At 34.4% G+C, this 15452-nt stretch carries 12 protein-coding genes; 10 read left to right on the forward strand and 2 right to left on the reverse strand.

The window, feature by feature from the left end; translation table 11 throughout:
- Window positions 1-238 precede the first annotated feature (238 nt).
- A complete protein-coding gene (locus NU08_RS05565) occupies window positions 239-1243 on the reverse strand; it encodes an LLM class flavin-dependent oxidoreductase (protein WP_129746225.1) in 1005 nt (334 codons plus the stop codon).
- Window positions 1244-1417: 174 nt separating this feature from the next.
- On the opposite strand from NU08_RS05565, the gene NU08_RS05570 reads away from it, so the two are divergent.
- From NU08_RS05570 to NU08_RS05585, 4 genes are all read left to right on the forward strand, one after another.
- On the forward strand, window positions 1418-1933 hold the full coding sequence (locus NU08_RS05570; protein WP_129746226.1) for a DUF2975 domain-containing protein: 516 nt from the start codon (window positions 1418-1420) through the stop codon (window positions 1931-1933).
- Between the two features lie 2 nt (window positions 1934-1935).
- The gene (locus NU08_RS05575) at window positions 1936-2142 is read left to right on the forward strand and encodes a helix-turn-helix domain-containing protein (protein WP_008466864.1); all 207 of its coding nucleotides are present in this window, start codon (window positions 1936-1938) and stop codon (window positions 2140-2142) included.
- 117 nt (window positions 2143-2259) lie between these two features.
- Window positions 2260-3144 carry an ABC transporter ATP-binding protein gene (locus NU08_RS05580; protein ID WP_129746227.1) on the forward strand — a complete coding sequence of 295 codons (885 nt, stop codon included), beginning with the start codon at window positions 2260-2262 and terminating at the stop codon, window positions 3142-3144.
- 4 nt (window positions 3145-3148) lie between these two features.
- Window positions 3149-6688, forward strand: a complete 3540-nt coding sequence (locus tag NU08_RS05585) for an ABC transporter permease/M1 family aminopeptidase (protein ID WP_129746228.1) — start codon at window positions 3149-3151, stop codon at window positions 6686-6688.
- A gap of 122 nt (window positions 6689-6810) precedes the next feature.
- Here the strand turns inward: NU08_RS05585 and NU08_RS05590 are convergent, their stop codons facing one another.
- Entirely contained in the window at window positions 6811-8022 is a 1212-nt protein-coding gene (locus NU08_RS05590; RefSeq protein WP_129746229.1) for a polysaccharide deacetylase family protein, read from the reverse strand.
- A 165-nt stretch (window positions 8023-8187) separates the two neighbouring features.
- Between NU08_RS05590 and NU08_RS05595 the strand changes: the two genes are divergently transcribed.
- The 6 genes from NU08_RS05595 (at window position 8188) to NU08_RS05620 (ending at window position 15096) form a co-directional block, all read left to right on the forward strand.
- Window positions 8188-9534, forward strand: coding sequence for a sigma-54-dependent transcriptional regulator (locus tag NU08_RS05595; RefSeq protein ID WP_129746230.1), 1347 nt, complete (start codon window positions 8188-8190; stop codon window positions 9532-9534).
- A gap of 285 nt (window positions 9535-9819) precedes the next feature.
- Window positions 9820-10101 (forward strand): hypothetical protein, encoded by a 282-nt coding sequence (locus tag NU08_RS05600; protein WP_008466868.1) that lies wholly within the window; start codon window positions 9820-9822, stop codon window positions 10099-10101.
- Window positions 10102-10262: 161 nt separating this feature from the next.
- A complete protein-coding gene (gene kdpF, locus NU08_RS05605) occupies window positions 10263-10340 on the forward strand; it encodes a K(+)-transporting ATPase subunit F (RefSeq protein ID WP_073418200.1) in 78 nt (25 codons plus the stop codon).
- 134 nt (window positions 10341-10474) lie between these two features.
- Complete coding sequence (gene kdpA / locus NU08_RS05610; protein ID WP_129746231.1) at window positions 10475-12196, forward strand: potassium-transporting ATPase subunit KdpA; 1722 nt, start codon at window positions 10475-10477, stop codon at window positions 12194-12196.
- Window positions 12197-12391: 195 nt separating this feature from the next.
- Window positions 12392-14449, forward strand: coding sequence for a potassium-transporting ATPase subunit KdpB (gene kdpB / locus NU08_RS05615; RefSeq protein ID WP_129746232.1), 2058 nt, complete (start codon window positions 12392-12394; stop codon window positions 14447-14449).
- 95 nt (window positions 14450-14544) lie between these two features.
- The gene (locus NU08_RS05620) at window positions 14545-15096 is read left to right on the forward strand and encodes a K(+)-transporting ATPase subunit C (RefSeq protein WP_129746233.1); all 552 of its coding nucleotides are present in this window, start codon (window positions 14545-14547) and stop codon (window positions 15094-15096) included.
- Window positions 15097-15452: the final 356 nt, after the last annotated feature.

The following is a 15452-nucleotide window of genomic DNA, read 5'->3' on the forward strand; positions in this document are numbered from 1 at the left end:
GGCCCCAAAAGATTGAAGCGCATAGCGGGAAAAAGCTCCTAAAAAAAGCCTAATTTAAAAAACTAACCTTATATATGTCGAGCATAAGACGCACTGCAGTGCATCTCTACGGAAAAACGGGAATTTGATTGCAAACATACCTATACAAATAAACCCGACAGGTTTTCAAAACCTGTCGGGTTGTAACCGAGATTTACTATTATATATATAGTATAACTTATAAACTATATTATATGTATTATTCATTCAAAGCGTCTATTACGTCTTTGGTGGTTTGAATGCTTTTTAGTTTTGCTTGGTGATCGAAGATTGGACTTGTCACCATTAGCTCGTCGATTCGGGCATAGTCAACAAACTTTTTCAAATCGGTTACTAGCTGTTCTTTGTTTCCCGTGAAGGTTCCTGCTGTCATTTGATTTACATGGAAACGTTCTGCTTCATTCATGATATCGTCTAGCGATAAAACTGGAGGTTGCAATCCTTTACGATCATTTCTAATTAGATTTAGGAACATTTGATACAAACTTGTCGATAGCAATTCTGCTTCTTCATTTGTATCGGCGGCAATGATATTTACACATGCCATTGTTTTCGGCTTGTCTAAATATTCTGATGGCTGGAAATTTTCTCTGTAAAATTCAAACGCTTGGATCATTAATTTTGGCGCAAAGTGTCCAGCAAAAGCATAAGGCAATCCGTAGGCTGCTGCCAGAGCTGCGCTATCCATACTTGACCCTAAAATCCAGATTGGGACATTTAGCCCTTCGGCTGGAAATGCTCGAACTTTTCCTGTGGCATTTTCAGAAGAAAAATATTCTTGAAGCTTGCTTACATTTTGCGGAAATCGCTGTGCTTGTTCGAAAAAGTCTTTACGAATCGCTTCGGCAGTTGGTTGATCTGTTCCTGGCGCTCTACCTAAACCTAAATCAATTCGGTTTGGATAAAGAGTTTCTAAAGTTCCAAATTGTTCTGCCACTACTAAAGGAGAATGATTTGGAAGCATGATTCCGCCAGAGCCTACACGGATATTTTCGGTTTGACTTGCCACATAACCAATTAAAACCACAGTTGCAGTACTTGCAACGTGTGCCATATTATGATGTTCTGCCAACCAGATTCTCTTGTATCCTAGCTTATCGGCTAATTGCGCTATGTCTTTTGTTTTTTGGAATGTTTCTGTTGCGTTACTATCTTGGGTGATAATTGCAAGCTCTAATATTGAGACTGAAATTGGTTTTTTCATATAATTTAAGGCTAAAATGCAAAATTAACTCATTTATGCGAATGCCTTTTATTTTCTAATGTTAATAGAATTATAATATTCCAAATTCTTTCTAAATAACTAGTTTTTAATAATTAATTATTGTTTTACAATAATTAATTATACATTTGCAATATCAATTTAATTTTTCATTGTATGAAGACTACTCATATTGTTTCTAGAATATTGTTTTATTTTACCCGATTCTTGGCTGTAGTTTATTTTTTCTTGGCCGCTTACTCGGTTTTTACTTTAATGACAGGGTTATTTCTAACATTTAAAGATAACGGAAAGTATTTTCAGGTTTGTTATCCGTTTACTACGCATCCTGTAATGTTGGGCGATTACAATCTGCCGTATATTCTTTTTGATTTTTTGGCTCCGCTAAGTCTTTACGGACTTTTCTTTTTACTGAGTAGTAATGTCTTTAAGATTTTCTTTCAGCCAAAATTATTTACTCAAAATGGAGTTTTGCACTTAAAACGCTTTTATTTATCCAATTTATTCATTCCGAGTATTGTTATATTTTTTGCTTTCTTCTTTGTCCCTTTAGATAATGAAGTAGCACTTTTTATCATATTGCACGGAATGCTTGGCGCTTTTGCTTATTTTTTAGCTGCCATTTTTAAACAAGGTTTAAACCTTCAAAACGAACAAGACTTATTTATATAGCTATGCCAATAATTGTAAATGTTGATGTAATGCTTGCCAAACGCAAGATGCAGAGTAAAGAATTGGCAGAGAAATTAGATATAACACCTGCTAATTTATCTATTCTAAAAACTGGAAAAGCAAAAGGTATTCGATTTGATACTCTCGAAGCTATTTGCAAAATCCTAGACTGCCAGCCTGGTGATATTTTAGAATATGTAAGCGAGTAGTTTTCTTTTAAATCAAATTTTCTGAACCTAAAAATCGGCTTTTTGAGGCTGACAGGACTCTTATTGTCTAAAAATTTCAAATCATCATTTATATCATCATCAAAAATCAATCAAAAAATGAACAGTTTATCAATCAAAAATCTCAGCAAAACGTATGAGAACGGTACAAAAGCGATCGACCATTTATCGCTTGAAATTTCAAACGGAATGTTTGGCTTGCTTGGACCAAATGGCGCCGGAAAATCGACTTTAATGCGAACCATTGCAGCTTTGCAGGAACCTACTTCTGGAATTATTGAATTTAACGGAATTAATATTCTGGAAAACCCAATGTTCATCAGACAAAATTTGGGCTATTTGCCACAGGAGTTTGGTGTTTACCCAAAAAATTCTGCTTATCGATTACTCGATCATTTGGCCATTTTGAAAGGAATTATTAATAAAAAGGAACGACACGATCAGATTTTGTATTTGCTGCAGCAAACCAATTTATTACAGCATAAAGACAAAGCGGTTCATTCTTTCTCTGGTGGAATGCGTCAGCGTTTTGGAATTGCTCAGGCTTTACTGGGAAATCCGAAGATTATTATTGTGGATGAGCCAACAGCTGGATTGGATCCGGAAGAAAGAAACCGATTTAATAATCTGCTGAGCGAAATTGGAGAAAGCATTATTGTGGTTTTATCTACTCATATTGTAGAAGACGTTCGTGACTTGTGTCCAAAAATGGCTATTATCTCTAACGGGAAATTGATTCTCGAAGGAAAACCTAATGAGACAATCGAAACTTTAAAAGGTAAAATCTGGACGAAGGCAATTCAGAAATCGGAATTAGAAGATCATAAATTGAACTTCAATATTATTTCTTCTCATTTAAATTCAGGAAAAATTAATATTCATGTTTTCTCAGAATATCAGCCAGATTCTGGTTTTGAATTGATTTCGCCAGATTTAAGTGATGTTTATTTCAGTGTTTTAGGTCAAAATCAATTTAAAAATTAGAGTTATGCTTTCTAAATTAATTCAATTTGAATGGCATAACAATACCAGAAGCTGGACATTTTATGCCACATTTATCATTTATTTGGTTTTAGGATTTTTTGTGAGTGCTTTTGCAAACTTTTCGTTTTCGGGAGCTTACAAAAATAGTCCGTATATGCTTACATATGCGATTGGTTTGATTTCGCTGATGACGATATTTTCGATTACGCTTCAGGCAGCGCAAAGTTTTTTAAGAGAATATGAAACCAAGTTCGATTCAATTATCTTCTCTTCCCCTGTTTCAAAGTTTCATTATTTGGGAAGCAAATTTATTACGGCTTTTAGTATTGCTGTAGTTTCATTTGGAATGTTTATTCTAGGAATGATTATTGGGCATCAAATGTCTTGGCTTTCTGAAAGTGAAATTGGTCCTTTTAAAATTCTCAATTATCTCTGGCCTTATTTGGTAATTGTGATTCCAAATATTTTCTTGTGCCTTTCTATATTGACGGCTTTGGCCTGGCTTACGCGACGCAAACTTTTTATTTATGTCGGCGGTTTATTAATCTACATATTATATATAGCGGGATCAATTTTTTCGAATTCGCCGATATTTGCCAATGCTTCTCCTTCTTCGGCGAAAGCCATGTCTTTGGCGGCAAAAATAGATCCGTTTGGATTGGCAGCATTTTTAGAACAAACCAGATATTGGACTTCTATCGAAAAAAATACAGCGCTAGTTTCCCTTTCTGGCAATTTTTTATTCAACCGAATACTTTGGATTTGTATTTCATTGCTCTTGGTTTTTATTTCTTATCGAATGTTTTCTTTTCGAAAAACGAAAATTAAAAAGATAAAAACTTTAAAAGTCATTCAAAAAGAAACAAAAGTTCTTTCTTCCAAAATTCCACTGAACATTGAATTCAAAACTTCCAAACATAATTTAGCCGTTTTTATGAGTAATCTTAAAATGGATATTTTTTTGGTTTTGAAAGGAATTCCGTTTTTACTAATTGTACTTTTATTTTCGGGTTTATTAATGATTGAGATTTCAGATGAAATTGACGGTGGAATCAGATTGGCAGAAAAAATTACCGATACGGCTTTGATGATTTCTACCATAATGGATCGCCTTCCGTTTATCCTGACTTTAATTCTCTTATTTTACAGCAATGAATTAGTAAATCGAAGTGAGAATTCGAGATTTGAAATGCTGGAAAATACTGCACCTTATTCTCAGTTTACCGTTTTAATGGCAAAATTAACGGCGCTTTTTATTATTCCGTTACTCCTCATTAGTATCAGTATTTTGATTGGATGCGGATTTCAGATTATCAATTCAAATGCGCCAATCGAAATTGGTCTTTACCTTTCTTTGTTTTATTATCTCGGATTTCCGCTGTTGTTGATTTCGATTTTAATAATTGCGATTCAGACTTTCATCAAAAACAAATATTTAGGATTGGCCGTTTCTGCCTTTATCTGTATTTTATTTTGTACCGGAATTGGCGAACAGCTGGGAATTTCGCATCCATTATTCCGATTTGGAGATTCTTTCAAAAGAGAATATTTTGATTTGAATGGCTTTGGAGCCTATACTTTTCCGTTTCATATTAAAATGTTTTACAATCTTGGTTTGGCTTTAGTGCTTTTGACTTTGACTGGAATTTTATGGAAACGAAATGCATCAATTGTGAAAACCTTTCGCAGAAATTCATTCAATAAAATTCAAAAGACAACTTTTGGCTTGGGAGTTTTTGTTTTTATTGGTTTTGGAAGTTATCTTTTTTATAAAACCAATATTGAATATCCGTATTTGACCGAAGAAGATCAGAATAATTGGAGCGAACAATACGAGCGCCAGTTTAAAAAATATACTAATCTGGTACAGCCAACGATTATTGCTGTAAAAAGCAAAGTAGATTTATTTCCTGAGAAAAATCATTATGAAGTAAAAGGAACTTACGAATTAATCAATAATACGAAAAAAACTATTGATAGTTTACTCCTATATATAGATCGAAATTCGAAACTAATTTCTGTTGAAATTCCGAATTCAAAAAATCTCGATGATGTTTCGGCATTTCGTCATTATTGGTATCAACTGGAGAAACCTTTAGAACCTCAACAAAAAATGAAAATGAGTTTTTCTTTTGAATCTTCGTGGTCGCCTTTTAAAGGGCATACTGCTTTTAATTCTATAATTGGAAATGGATCTTTTATGCGAATAAGCCGTTATTTTCCACTTTTCGGTTATCAGGATTCTAATGAAATCAGCAGTAAAAAAGAGCGTGCGAAAAGACATTTGAAACCTCAGACTCCGTTGAAAAAATTGGAAGAGAAATCAAATGCTGCAAATGATTTTATTGATTACGATGCTGTGGTTTCGACTTCTAAAAATCAAAAGGCGATTGGCGTTGGAGATTTAGTTGGGAATTGGAAAAAAGACAATCGCAATTATTTTCATTATCAATCAAACGGAAAAATTCCGTTCCGATTTGCTTTTTCATCAGCCGAATATCAAATTCAAAAAACGAATTATAAAGGCATTTCAATTGAAGTTTATTATGATAAAAGGCATTCTAGAAATGTCTCAAAATTAATTCAAGATGTAAAAAACACTTTAGATTATTGCCAAAACAATTTTGGAAAATATCCTTACAAAACTATTCGTTATGCGGAAGTTTCTGCTTTCGCGGATGGATTTGCGGCGACTTCATATCCCTCAACGGTTTTCATGAAAGAGAATTTTGGGTTTTACAGCAACCTCAACAACAAGGATAAAGAAGATGTTATCAATCAATTGACGGCTCATGAATTGTCGCATGAATGGTGGGGAAATTCGCAAATCAGTCCTGAACAGAAAGAAGGAAGCTGGATTTTGACTGAATCTCTCGCCCAATACACCGAATTGATGTTATATGAAAAAGAACATGGTTTGGAAAAAGCGCTCGAAACTTTAAAAATTCATCTCGATTTGTATTTGAGCAGCCGCAGTTACGAACCTGAAACACCTTTATATAAAACCAATTACGAAACGCCGCATTTGCCTTATGATAAAGGAATGCTGGTTATGCATCAGCTAAGAGTTTTAATTGGGGAAGAAAAAGTGAATCTGGCTTTGCGAAATTTTCTAAATCATTCGAAATACCCAAATCCGATTCCTGATGCTGAAAGTTTATTAAAGGAAATTTATGCTGTCGCTGATTCTAAACTGCATCCTAAATTGAATGAAATGTTTAAGCAGATTATTACGTATTCTTCTAAAATAAATTCTGTTGAAAGTCATAAAAAAAATAGCTTTTACGAAGTTTCTTTTAAAGCGGTTTCTGAGAAATTCAGAGAAAATGCAACTGGAAAACGAACTCTAATACCGAATGATTCTACAATAGATATTGGAATTTATGATGAAAACGGTAAACTGTTCCGTTATTCTTTCGCTTTAAAAAACAATAAACTTGAAGGTAAAATCAAACTGAAAGCAAAACCTCAGCGAATTGTAATTGATCCGTATTTAATGAATATCGATACTTTTATAAAGGACAACGAAAAAGAGATCGATTAAGTTTTTTTTGCCACAGATTAAAAGGATTAGAAGGATTATTTATTTTGAGAGATAAATCTTTGCGATAATTTTTAGCGCAAACAAAAAAATCATTTTAATCCTTTAAATCTGTGGCTAAACTTTTATTTCAATTGAATCAAAATCTGTTTATGCGTTGTTTTTCCATCATCTTTTATGTTCAAATCTTTTGGCGATTCGATTTCAAATTTGGATGGAGTTTCTATGTTTAATGAAATGTCTTTGTGGCGAAACGTTTCCGGAATTTCTGGAAGTATAATTGCTACTTCTACTTCTTTTTTGTTTTGTTTGTATTCAATTTTAATTCTGTCTCTTAACCAAATATATTCGTAAACTTCCTGCCACGGCGCCATCCAGATAGAATCATTTCCATTTGTACCATATTTGTTGGCAAGCGTTGTCATATAATATTTGAAATCAGGAAAACGTAAACTTAAATTCCAAAGATTTGAATTTCCTGTTCCGTGGGTAAATTCGTTAAACCAAACAGGTTCTGGCTGTTTTACAATCGAATCTATCGTTTTTAAATAACGATCCATTGTTTTAAAACTGGTAGTATCTTTTGAACTCAATACAAAAGTTCTGGCCGAAATCATTTTATCCAAATTTAATTTCGAATTCACTTTATAAACCGGACCAGTACCATAATAAGACGCTACAGAAAAATATCCATTATTAAGAGCTTCTTTTTCATATTCCAAATAATACTTCTCATCTCCTTCTCCACCCGGAACTACAAAATGAGACATTGCAAAATCTAAATTTTGTTTAATTGAAGTTGTATTTTCTGTTACTTCTGTTTTATAATTCGTTCCGTGTTTAGTAGCATGATGAAAACTATGATTCAAAATATCCCAACCTGCATTGTACATTTCTTTGATTTCAGACCATGAAAGATGTCCACGGTTTTGAGGTAAATCACGAATAGATCCGCCATTGATTGCTAAAGCAAGTTTAAACGGAATTTTATTCCCGAATCCGTCTGAATAAAAAAGTCCTTTTGAAGTGGTTCCGTCCCCGCCCTGATCAATTTTCCATTCGTTTTTATCAGGATTACTGATTTTTCCTCCATTTAATAATGGAAAAGCAGTTAAATGTGCCGAACGATATCCATCATCAAGTGTAAAACTATAAGCAAAATGTTTGTTGAATTTTAATGGCGACGTTTTTATTTCGACTTTGTTTTCTGATTTCAGTTTAATTTTAAAGGAAATAGTTTTCGTTTTTGAAGAATCTTTTTGAATAATTCCATTTGAAAAACTATTAAAACTTCCAAAGATTATAAAAGCTATTATAAAATGAATTTGTTTTGACATAAATTTTAGTGGTTCTTTTTCGATCTAAAAGTACATTTCTTTTTGAAAAATATTTTAAATCTGATTATGTCTTAAAAAATATTTTGTTCCGAATAAAAAAAGAGAACTAATTTTAAAGCTAAATTTGTACATCAAATACCAAAATTTGATTTAGCATCTCTGCAAATGACACACAAAATTTTAATTATAGACGACGAAGAAAAACTGAGAAGTCTTCTGGCAAGAATTATAAAATCGGAAGGATTTGAAGTTTTTGAAGCCAAAGATCTAAAATCGGGTTTAAAAAAACTGGAACAAACCGAAATTGATGTTGTTTTGTGTGATGTCAAACTTCCTGACGGAAACGGGGTCGATTTTCTTCAAAGCATAAAAAACCGTTTTCCCATAACAGAAGTGATTCTGCTGACTGCTTTTGGAAATATTCCTGATGGTGTTCAGGCGATGAAAAACGGCGCTTTTGATTATATTGTAAAAGGTGACGATAACGATAAAATTATTCCTCTTCTTTATAAAGCGGTAGAAAAAGTACAATTGCAGAAAAAAGTACAACAGTTAGAAAAACGAATTAACGATAAATATTCTTTTTCGACTATCATTGGAAAGTCAAAAGGAATCGAACAGGTTATTGATCTTGCCCAAAAAGTAGCCAAAACCGATTCGACTGTTTTACTTATGGGTGAAACTGGAACGGGAAAAGAAGTTTTTGCGCAAGCGATTCATGAAAACAGCAATCGTGCAGGAAAATCTTTTGTGGCGCTGAACTGTAGCACTTTCACAAAAGAAATTTTAGAAAGCGAGCTTTTCGGTCATAAACAAGGTGCTTTTACTGGAGCTGTAAAAGATAAAAAAGGTTTTATTGAAGAAGCAAACGGTGGAACTTTATTCTTAGATGAAATTGGTGAAATGCCAATTGATCTTCAAGCAAAATTATTGCGTGTTTTAGAAACTTCTGAATATATTCCCGTTGGAGACACGACTCCAAAAAAATCAAATTTTAGGTTAATTGCCGCTACAAACCGTGATTTAAAGATAGAAAGCGACGAACATCGTTTTCGCTCTGATTTGTATTTCCGTTTGAATATCTTCGAAATCAAATTGCCTTCGTTACGAGAAAGAATTAAAGATATTCCGTTATTAGCCAATTATTACGTGAAGCAATTTTCAGAAAAAACGAATAAAAAAGCGCTACAAATTGCGGATGACTTTTTACAGAAATTAGAGAATTATTCCTGGCCAGGAAATATCCGTGAACTGAAAAACGTCATCGAAAGATCGGTTATTTTGAGCAATGGAGATATTTTAACTTCAGATGTTCTTCCTTACGAAATGCAACATCAAGCCGAAAATAATTCGAAACCAATGTCGGCTTTCTCGATGCAGAGTGTTGAAAAATTGCATATTCAAAAGGTTTTAAATTATACGAAAGGAAATAAAGCGGAAACGGCAAGATTACTAGAAATTGGAATTGCCACTTTGTATAGAAAATTGGAAGAGTACAATATACAGTCGTAGTCCGGCAAGGTTTTCAAAAACCTTGTAGGTTTAGATTTTTAAAAATTTACATATTTAACGTTTTAATAGAATACCTACAAGGTTTTTGAAAACCTTGCAGAAAATATCGATTGTCAAGATATACCTTATCATTTCAATAAAAGCTTATCAAAATGATAGGCTTTTTTTATGCCTAATTTTTGGCACAAAACTACATTTCTTTTGTTTACAACACTTTAGACATCATTTGACTTTTTCGGAACATCTTTTGGCATAAAGAGGAAGAACATTAAAAATTCATTCCAAATGAAAAATCAAGTTACCTCAATCTACAAACAAGCAGAACGCTTTGCTGAGATTACTAAAAAAAATATTATCTGCGGTAATATCGTTCGTGCTAAAAAATGTTTAGCCCTTGCCGAACGGTTATTTATAAACGGAAGCATCGAAACTAAAAATGCCATTTCTAACGTGTATGTTTTTTCTGTTTCGTCTTTTATGGAAATGCGCCACTGCAATATCTCACACCTTTTCCCTCAAACGCTTAAAGCAGAATATATCAAACAAGTTAATGCTTCGGGAGTCTAAAAAATTTAATCGGTTAACTGTTTAATTGTTTAATCGAAAAATCTAAAGTCTACAATCTTAAATCTAAAAAAATCATGGTCACAATCCTCCTTCTCGCTTTGGCAGTTTTACTGTTTGCGATTTGTTTTCTGTCAGTTGAATTCTTTGAAAAAATCTAAATCATGACTGCACTATTTATTGTTTCAATCGCCGTTTTCGTGTATTTGATTTATGTATTAATCAAACCCGAAAAATTTTAAAAATGAAAAAGTCGAATTATAAAAATAAAAAGACATCTCTACTGTATGCATGTGCTGTCTGGACATTAGCCTTTATCGTACTTATCCTGTTTTTATAAAAATCTAAAAATTAAATAATTTCTAACAAATAAAATATGAACACAGAATTAATAGGTGTCATAGGTATTTTTATCCTTACCATAATTTTAGCTATTCCGGTAGGGAAATATATTGCTAAAGTCTTCTTGGGAAACAAAACACTTCTTGACCCAATTTTCAATCCAATTGAAAAACTTATTTTTAAAATCAGCGGTATCAATCCAGCTGAAGAAATGAACTGGAAGCAACATTTGAAAGCACTTTTAAGTATCAATATGCTTTGGTTTTTTCTCTGCTTCTTTGTTTTGCTTTTTCAGGGCTCTTTGCCTTTAAATCCAGATAATAATCCGTCAATGGCTTCCGATTTGGCTTTTAATACTGCCATTTCGTTTTTAGTGAATTGCGATTTGCAGCATTATTCAGGCGAAAGCGGCGTTTCTTACTTGTCGCAAATGGTCTTAATGTTTCTGCAATTCGTTTCGGCTGGTGTCGGAATCGCTGCTGCGGTAATGGTTTTTACCGCTATGCGCGAAAGAACCACAGATAAACTAGGGAATTTTTACAATAATTTAATTAAAAGCTGTACTCGTATTTTACTTCCGCTTTCTGTCATTGTAGCGGTTATTTTAACATTCAATGGAACTCCAATGACATTTGAAGGAAAAGATACTATTACCACATTACAAGGTGATCAAGTTGAAGTTTCTCGTGGACCAGCTGCAGCATTCGTGGCGATCAAACATATCGGTACAAATGGAGGCGGATTTTTTGGAGCTAACTCAGCTCATCCGTTAGAAAACCCTAGTTATTTTACAAATGCTGTTGAGCTTTGGGCACAAATGATTGTTCCGTTTGCAATGATTTTTGCACTTGGTTTTTTCCTTAACAAAAGGAAATTCTCTTTCATCATTTTTGGTGTCATGACCGTTGGATTTTTGCTTCTGGTAATTCCAACAATCTCTAGTGAACTCAACGGAAATCCTGCTATTGCAAAAATGGGAATTGCACAGACAACTGGAGCAATGGAAGGAAAAGAAGTACGTTTTGGCCCTGCTATTTCAGGATTTTGGAGCATTGCTACAACAGTGATTTCTACGGGTTCTGTAAATAGTATGCACGATAGCGCAATGCCAGTCTCTGGAGCTATGCAGTTATTGGCGATGATGGTCAATGCCTTTTACGGCGGATGTGGTGTAGGTTACCTCAACTTTTACATCTTCATTATTCTGGCGGTATTTATTTCTGGTTTAATGGTTGGCCGAACTCCTGAATTTTTAGGAAAGAAAATCGAAGCTCGAGAAGTAAAAATCGCTGCTTTTATTGCAATTCTTCATCCGTTATTGATTTTAGCTGGAACTGCTCTAGCTTCTTATTTTGCTGCGAACGATACTGCAATGGGATATTGGTTCAGCGGAAATGCCACAGGATGGTTAAACAATCCTGGAAATCATGGATTCTCTGAAATGTTATATGAATATACTTCGAGCGCTGCCAACAACGGTTCTGGTTTTGAAGGTTTGGGAGATAATAATCCGTTTTGGAATATCACAACTGGAATTGTTTTATTGTTAAGCCGTTTCATTCCAATTATTGGGCCTCTTGCAATTGCAGGTTTATTAGCCAATAAAAAATATATTCCTGAAAGTGCGGGAACTTTAAAAACCGATACTTCAATTTTTGGAATAATGATTTTTGCCGTAATCGCCATTATTGCTGCCTTGTCTTTCTTTCCAGCATTAGCTCTAGGTCCATTGGCGGAATTCTTTACTTTAAAATAATAACTCATTTTTCAATGCTGAAAATATTTTAAACACATAGAGACATAGTTTTTTCTTTACTAAAAAAAGAAAACCAAAAGAAACTAGTTTCTAACACATAGCTATGTGTATTAATGCAAGTGAAACGTCTTTATCTCGAAGTAAAATCTATGTTTCTATGTGTTTAGAAAAAAGTCAACCAAATAATATAAAAAAATGACAACTAATAAATCCACATCATTATTTGAAAGCAAACAGGTAAAAGAAGCCTTATTGCAGTCTTTTGTGAAGCTGAATCCAAAAATGATGGTAAAAAATCCGGTAATGTTTACCGTAGAAATCGGAACTGCGATTATGTTTGCCGTTTGCGTTTCGATCTTAATGGGCGCTAACGATCAGGGCAGTTTTGTTTACAATTTCATTGTTTTTTTAATTTTACTTGCAACGCTTTTGTTTGCCAATTTCGCCGAAGCGATTGCCGAAGCTCGAGGAAAAGCACAAGCTGACAGTTTAAGAAAAACCCGTGAAGAAACTCCGGCAAGACAAATTCTGCCTAACGGCGAAATTAAAAACGTGAGCTCTTCGGCATTAAAAAAAGACGATATTTTCATTTGCGAAGCGGGGGATTTAATTGCCGCTGACGGAGAAATTATCGAAGGTTTGGCAACAATAGACGAAAGTGCCATCACGGGAGAAAGTGCTCCAGTAATTCGTGAAGCTGGCGGAGATAAATCTTCGGTAACTGGAGGGACAAAAGTATTATCTGATAAAATCAAAGTAAAAGTAACTTCTGAACCTGGCGAAAGCTTTTTAGATAAAATGATTGCTTTGGTTGAAGGTGCAAGCCGTCAGAAAACGCCAAACGAAATTGCTTTGACGATTTTACTAGCGGCTTTTACCTTAATCTTCGTGATTGTTTGTGTTACGCTAAAACCGTTTGCCGATTATGCCAACGCTCCTATTACAATCGCTGCTTTTATTGCTTTGTTTGTGTGTTTAATTCCAACAACAATTGGAGGTTTACTTTCTGCGATTGGTATTGCCGGAATGGACAGAGCTTTACGTGCCAACGTAATTACAAAATCTGGTAAAGCTGTTGAAACTGCTGGCGATATTGATGTTTTGCTTTTGGATAAAACCGGAACAATCACAATTGGAAACAGAAAAGCAACCAATTTTTACCCAACAAAAGGAATTTCTTTTGATGATTTCGTTAAATCAGCAGTTTTGAGTTCGCTTGCCGATGATACACCTGAAGGAAAAAGTATTCTCGAGTTAAGTGAAATGATTGATGTGAAAAGTGAAACGAAAGCCTCGTTTTTACAAACTACTTCTGACATCGCGCACACTATCAAGTTTACTGCCGAAACCAGAACTTCTGGAGTAGTATTAAAAGACGGAACTAATATTAGAAAAGGTGCACAAGATGCTGCAAGGAATATTGCTCAACAAGCTGGAAATTCTTTTCCAGAAGATACAGCACAACAAGTAATTTCAATTTCGTCTAATGGAGGAACGCCTTTAGTAGTAATCAAAAACAACGAAATTCAAGGTGTAATCGAATTACAGGATATTATCAAAACCGGAATGAAAGAACGTTTTGAACGCTTACGCCGAATGGGAATCAAAACGGTTATGGTTACGGGTGATAATCCGCTTACAGCTAAGTTTATTGCTGAAAAGGCTGGTGTTGATGATTTTATCGCTGAAGCAAAACCTGAGGATAAAATGAACTATATCCGAAAAGAACAAGCTGAAGGAAGATTGGTTGCGATGATGGGAGACGGAACAAACGACGCTCCTGCCCTTGCGCAAGCAAATGTTGGAGTTGCCATGAACAGCGGAACTCAAGCTGCAAAAGAAGCTGGAAATATGGTCGATCTTGACAATGACCCAACCAAGTTAATTGAGATTGTTGAAATTGGAAAACAGCTTTTAATGACTAGAGGAACTTTGACTACTTTCTCAATAGCCAATGACGTTGCAAAATATTTTGCCATTGTTCCTGCGCTGTTTATTACTGCGATTCCTGCGCTTCAAGGTTTAAATATTATGCATCTCCACAGTCCAGAAAGTGCTATTTTATCGGCTGTGATTTTCAATGCGATTATCATTCCGATTTTGATTCCGCTTGCATTGAAAGGTGTTGAATACCGTCCGATTGGGGCAAGTGCCATTTTAAAACGCAATCTTTTGATTTATGGTTTAGGCGGATTGATTGTTCCGTTTATCGGTATAAAAATAATTGATTTAGTTGTTGCGCTATTTATGTAAATAGAAGTTACTAAGACACTAAGCTACTAAGATTCTAAGTTTTTTTTCTTAGCAGCTTAGAAACTTAGCAACTCAGAATCTTAAAAATAAAAAAAATGAAAACTATATTTTCACTCATAAAACTTACTGCCGTTACTTTAATCTTATTTGCAGTTATTTATCCTCTTGCGATTTACGGAATCGCACAAATTGCTCCAAACCAAGGAAAAGGAGAAACTATTTCGGTTAACGGAAAAGTTGTTGGCTATCAAAAAATTGGACAAAAGTTCGATAAATCTAATTATTTCTGGGGAAGACCTTCGGCTGTAGATTACAACGCTGCAGGAAGTGCTGGAAGCAACAAAGGGCCAAGCAATGCTGAATATTTGGCTTTGGTTCAAAAAAGAATTGATACGCTTTTATTGGTTCATCCTTATTTGAAAAAATCTGATATTCCAGCTGATATGGTTACGGCCTCAGGAAGTGGTTTAGATCCGAATGTTTCTCCGCAAGGCGCTTTGATTCAGGTGAAACGTATTGCTAAAGAAAGAAATTTGGCTGAAGCAAAAGTAAAAGCTTTGGTAGAATCTAAAATTAACTCGGCTGTTGTTGGTCCTGAAACTGTGAATGTTTTGGAATTGAATGTGGCGCTGGATCAGCTTCGCTAAAGCTCTAAGTTGCTAAGGTTCTAAGATACTGAGATTCTAAGTTTTTTTTCCTAACAGGTTTCCGAAACCTGTTAGGTATGAATCGGCATCAACTATTATCGTAAAGTAATCGTGTAGTTTGTCATCCCGAGGAACGAGGGATCTCTGCAAGTAGCTCAACAAAGATTGGCGAATTTCTATACGGAGTTTCTTGTGGAGATTTCTCCTCCGTCGAAATGACAAACTAGATGGAAAAAAACGAAAACGAAAACGCCTTTTTACCCCAAATGTCCTAGCCCCGATAGTAGTGGAAATCCTTTTGCTTTTTTCTTTAAAAAGCAAAAGATTGAAACGGATAGCGGGATTAGCTCCTAAAA

The sequence above is a fragment of the Flavobacterium anhuiense genome, assembly GCF_004151235.1.
In the GTDB taxonomy this organism is placed as follows: domain Bacteria; phylum Bacteroidota; class Bacteroidia; order Flavobacteriales; family Flavobacteriaceae; genus Flavobacterium; species Flavobacterium anhuiense_A.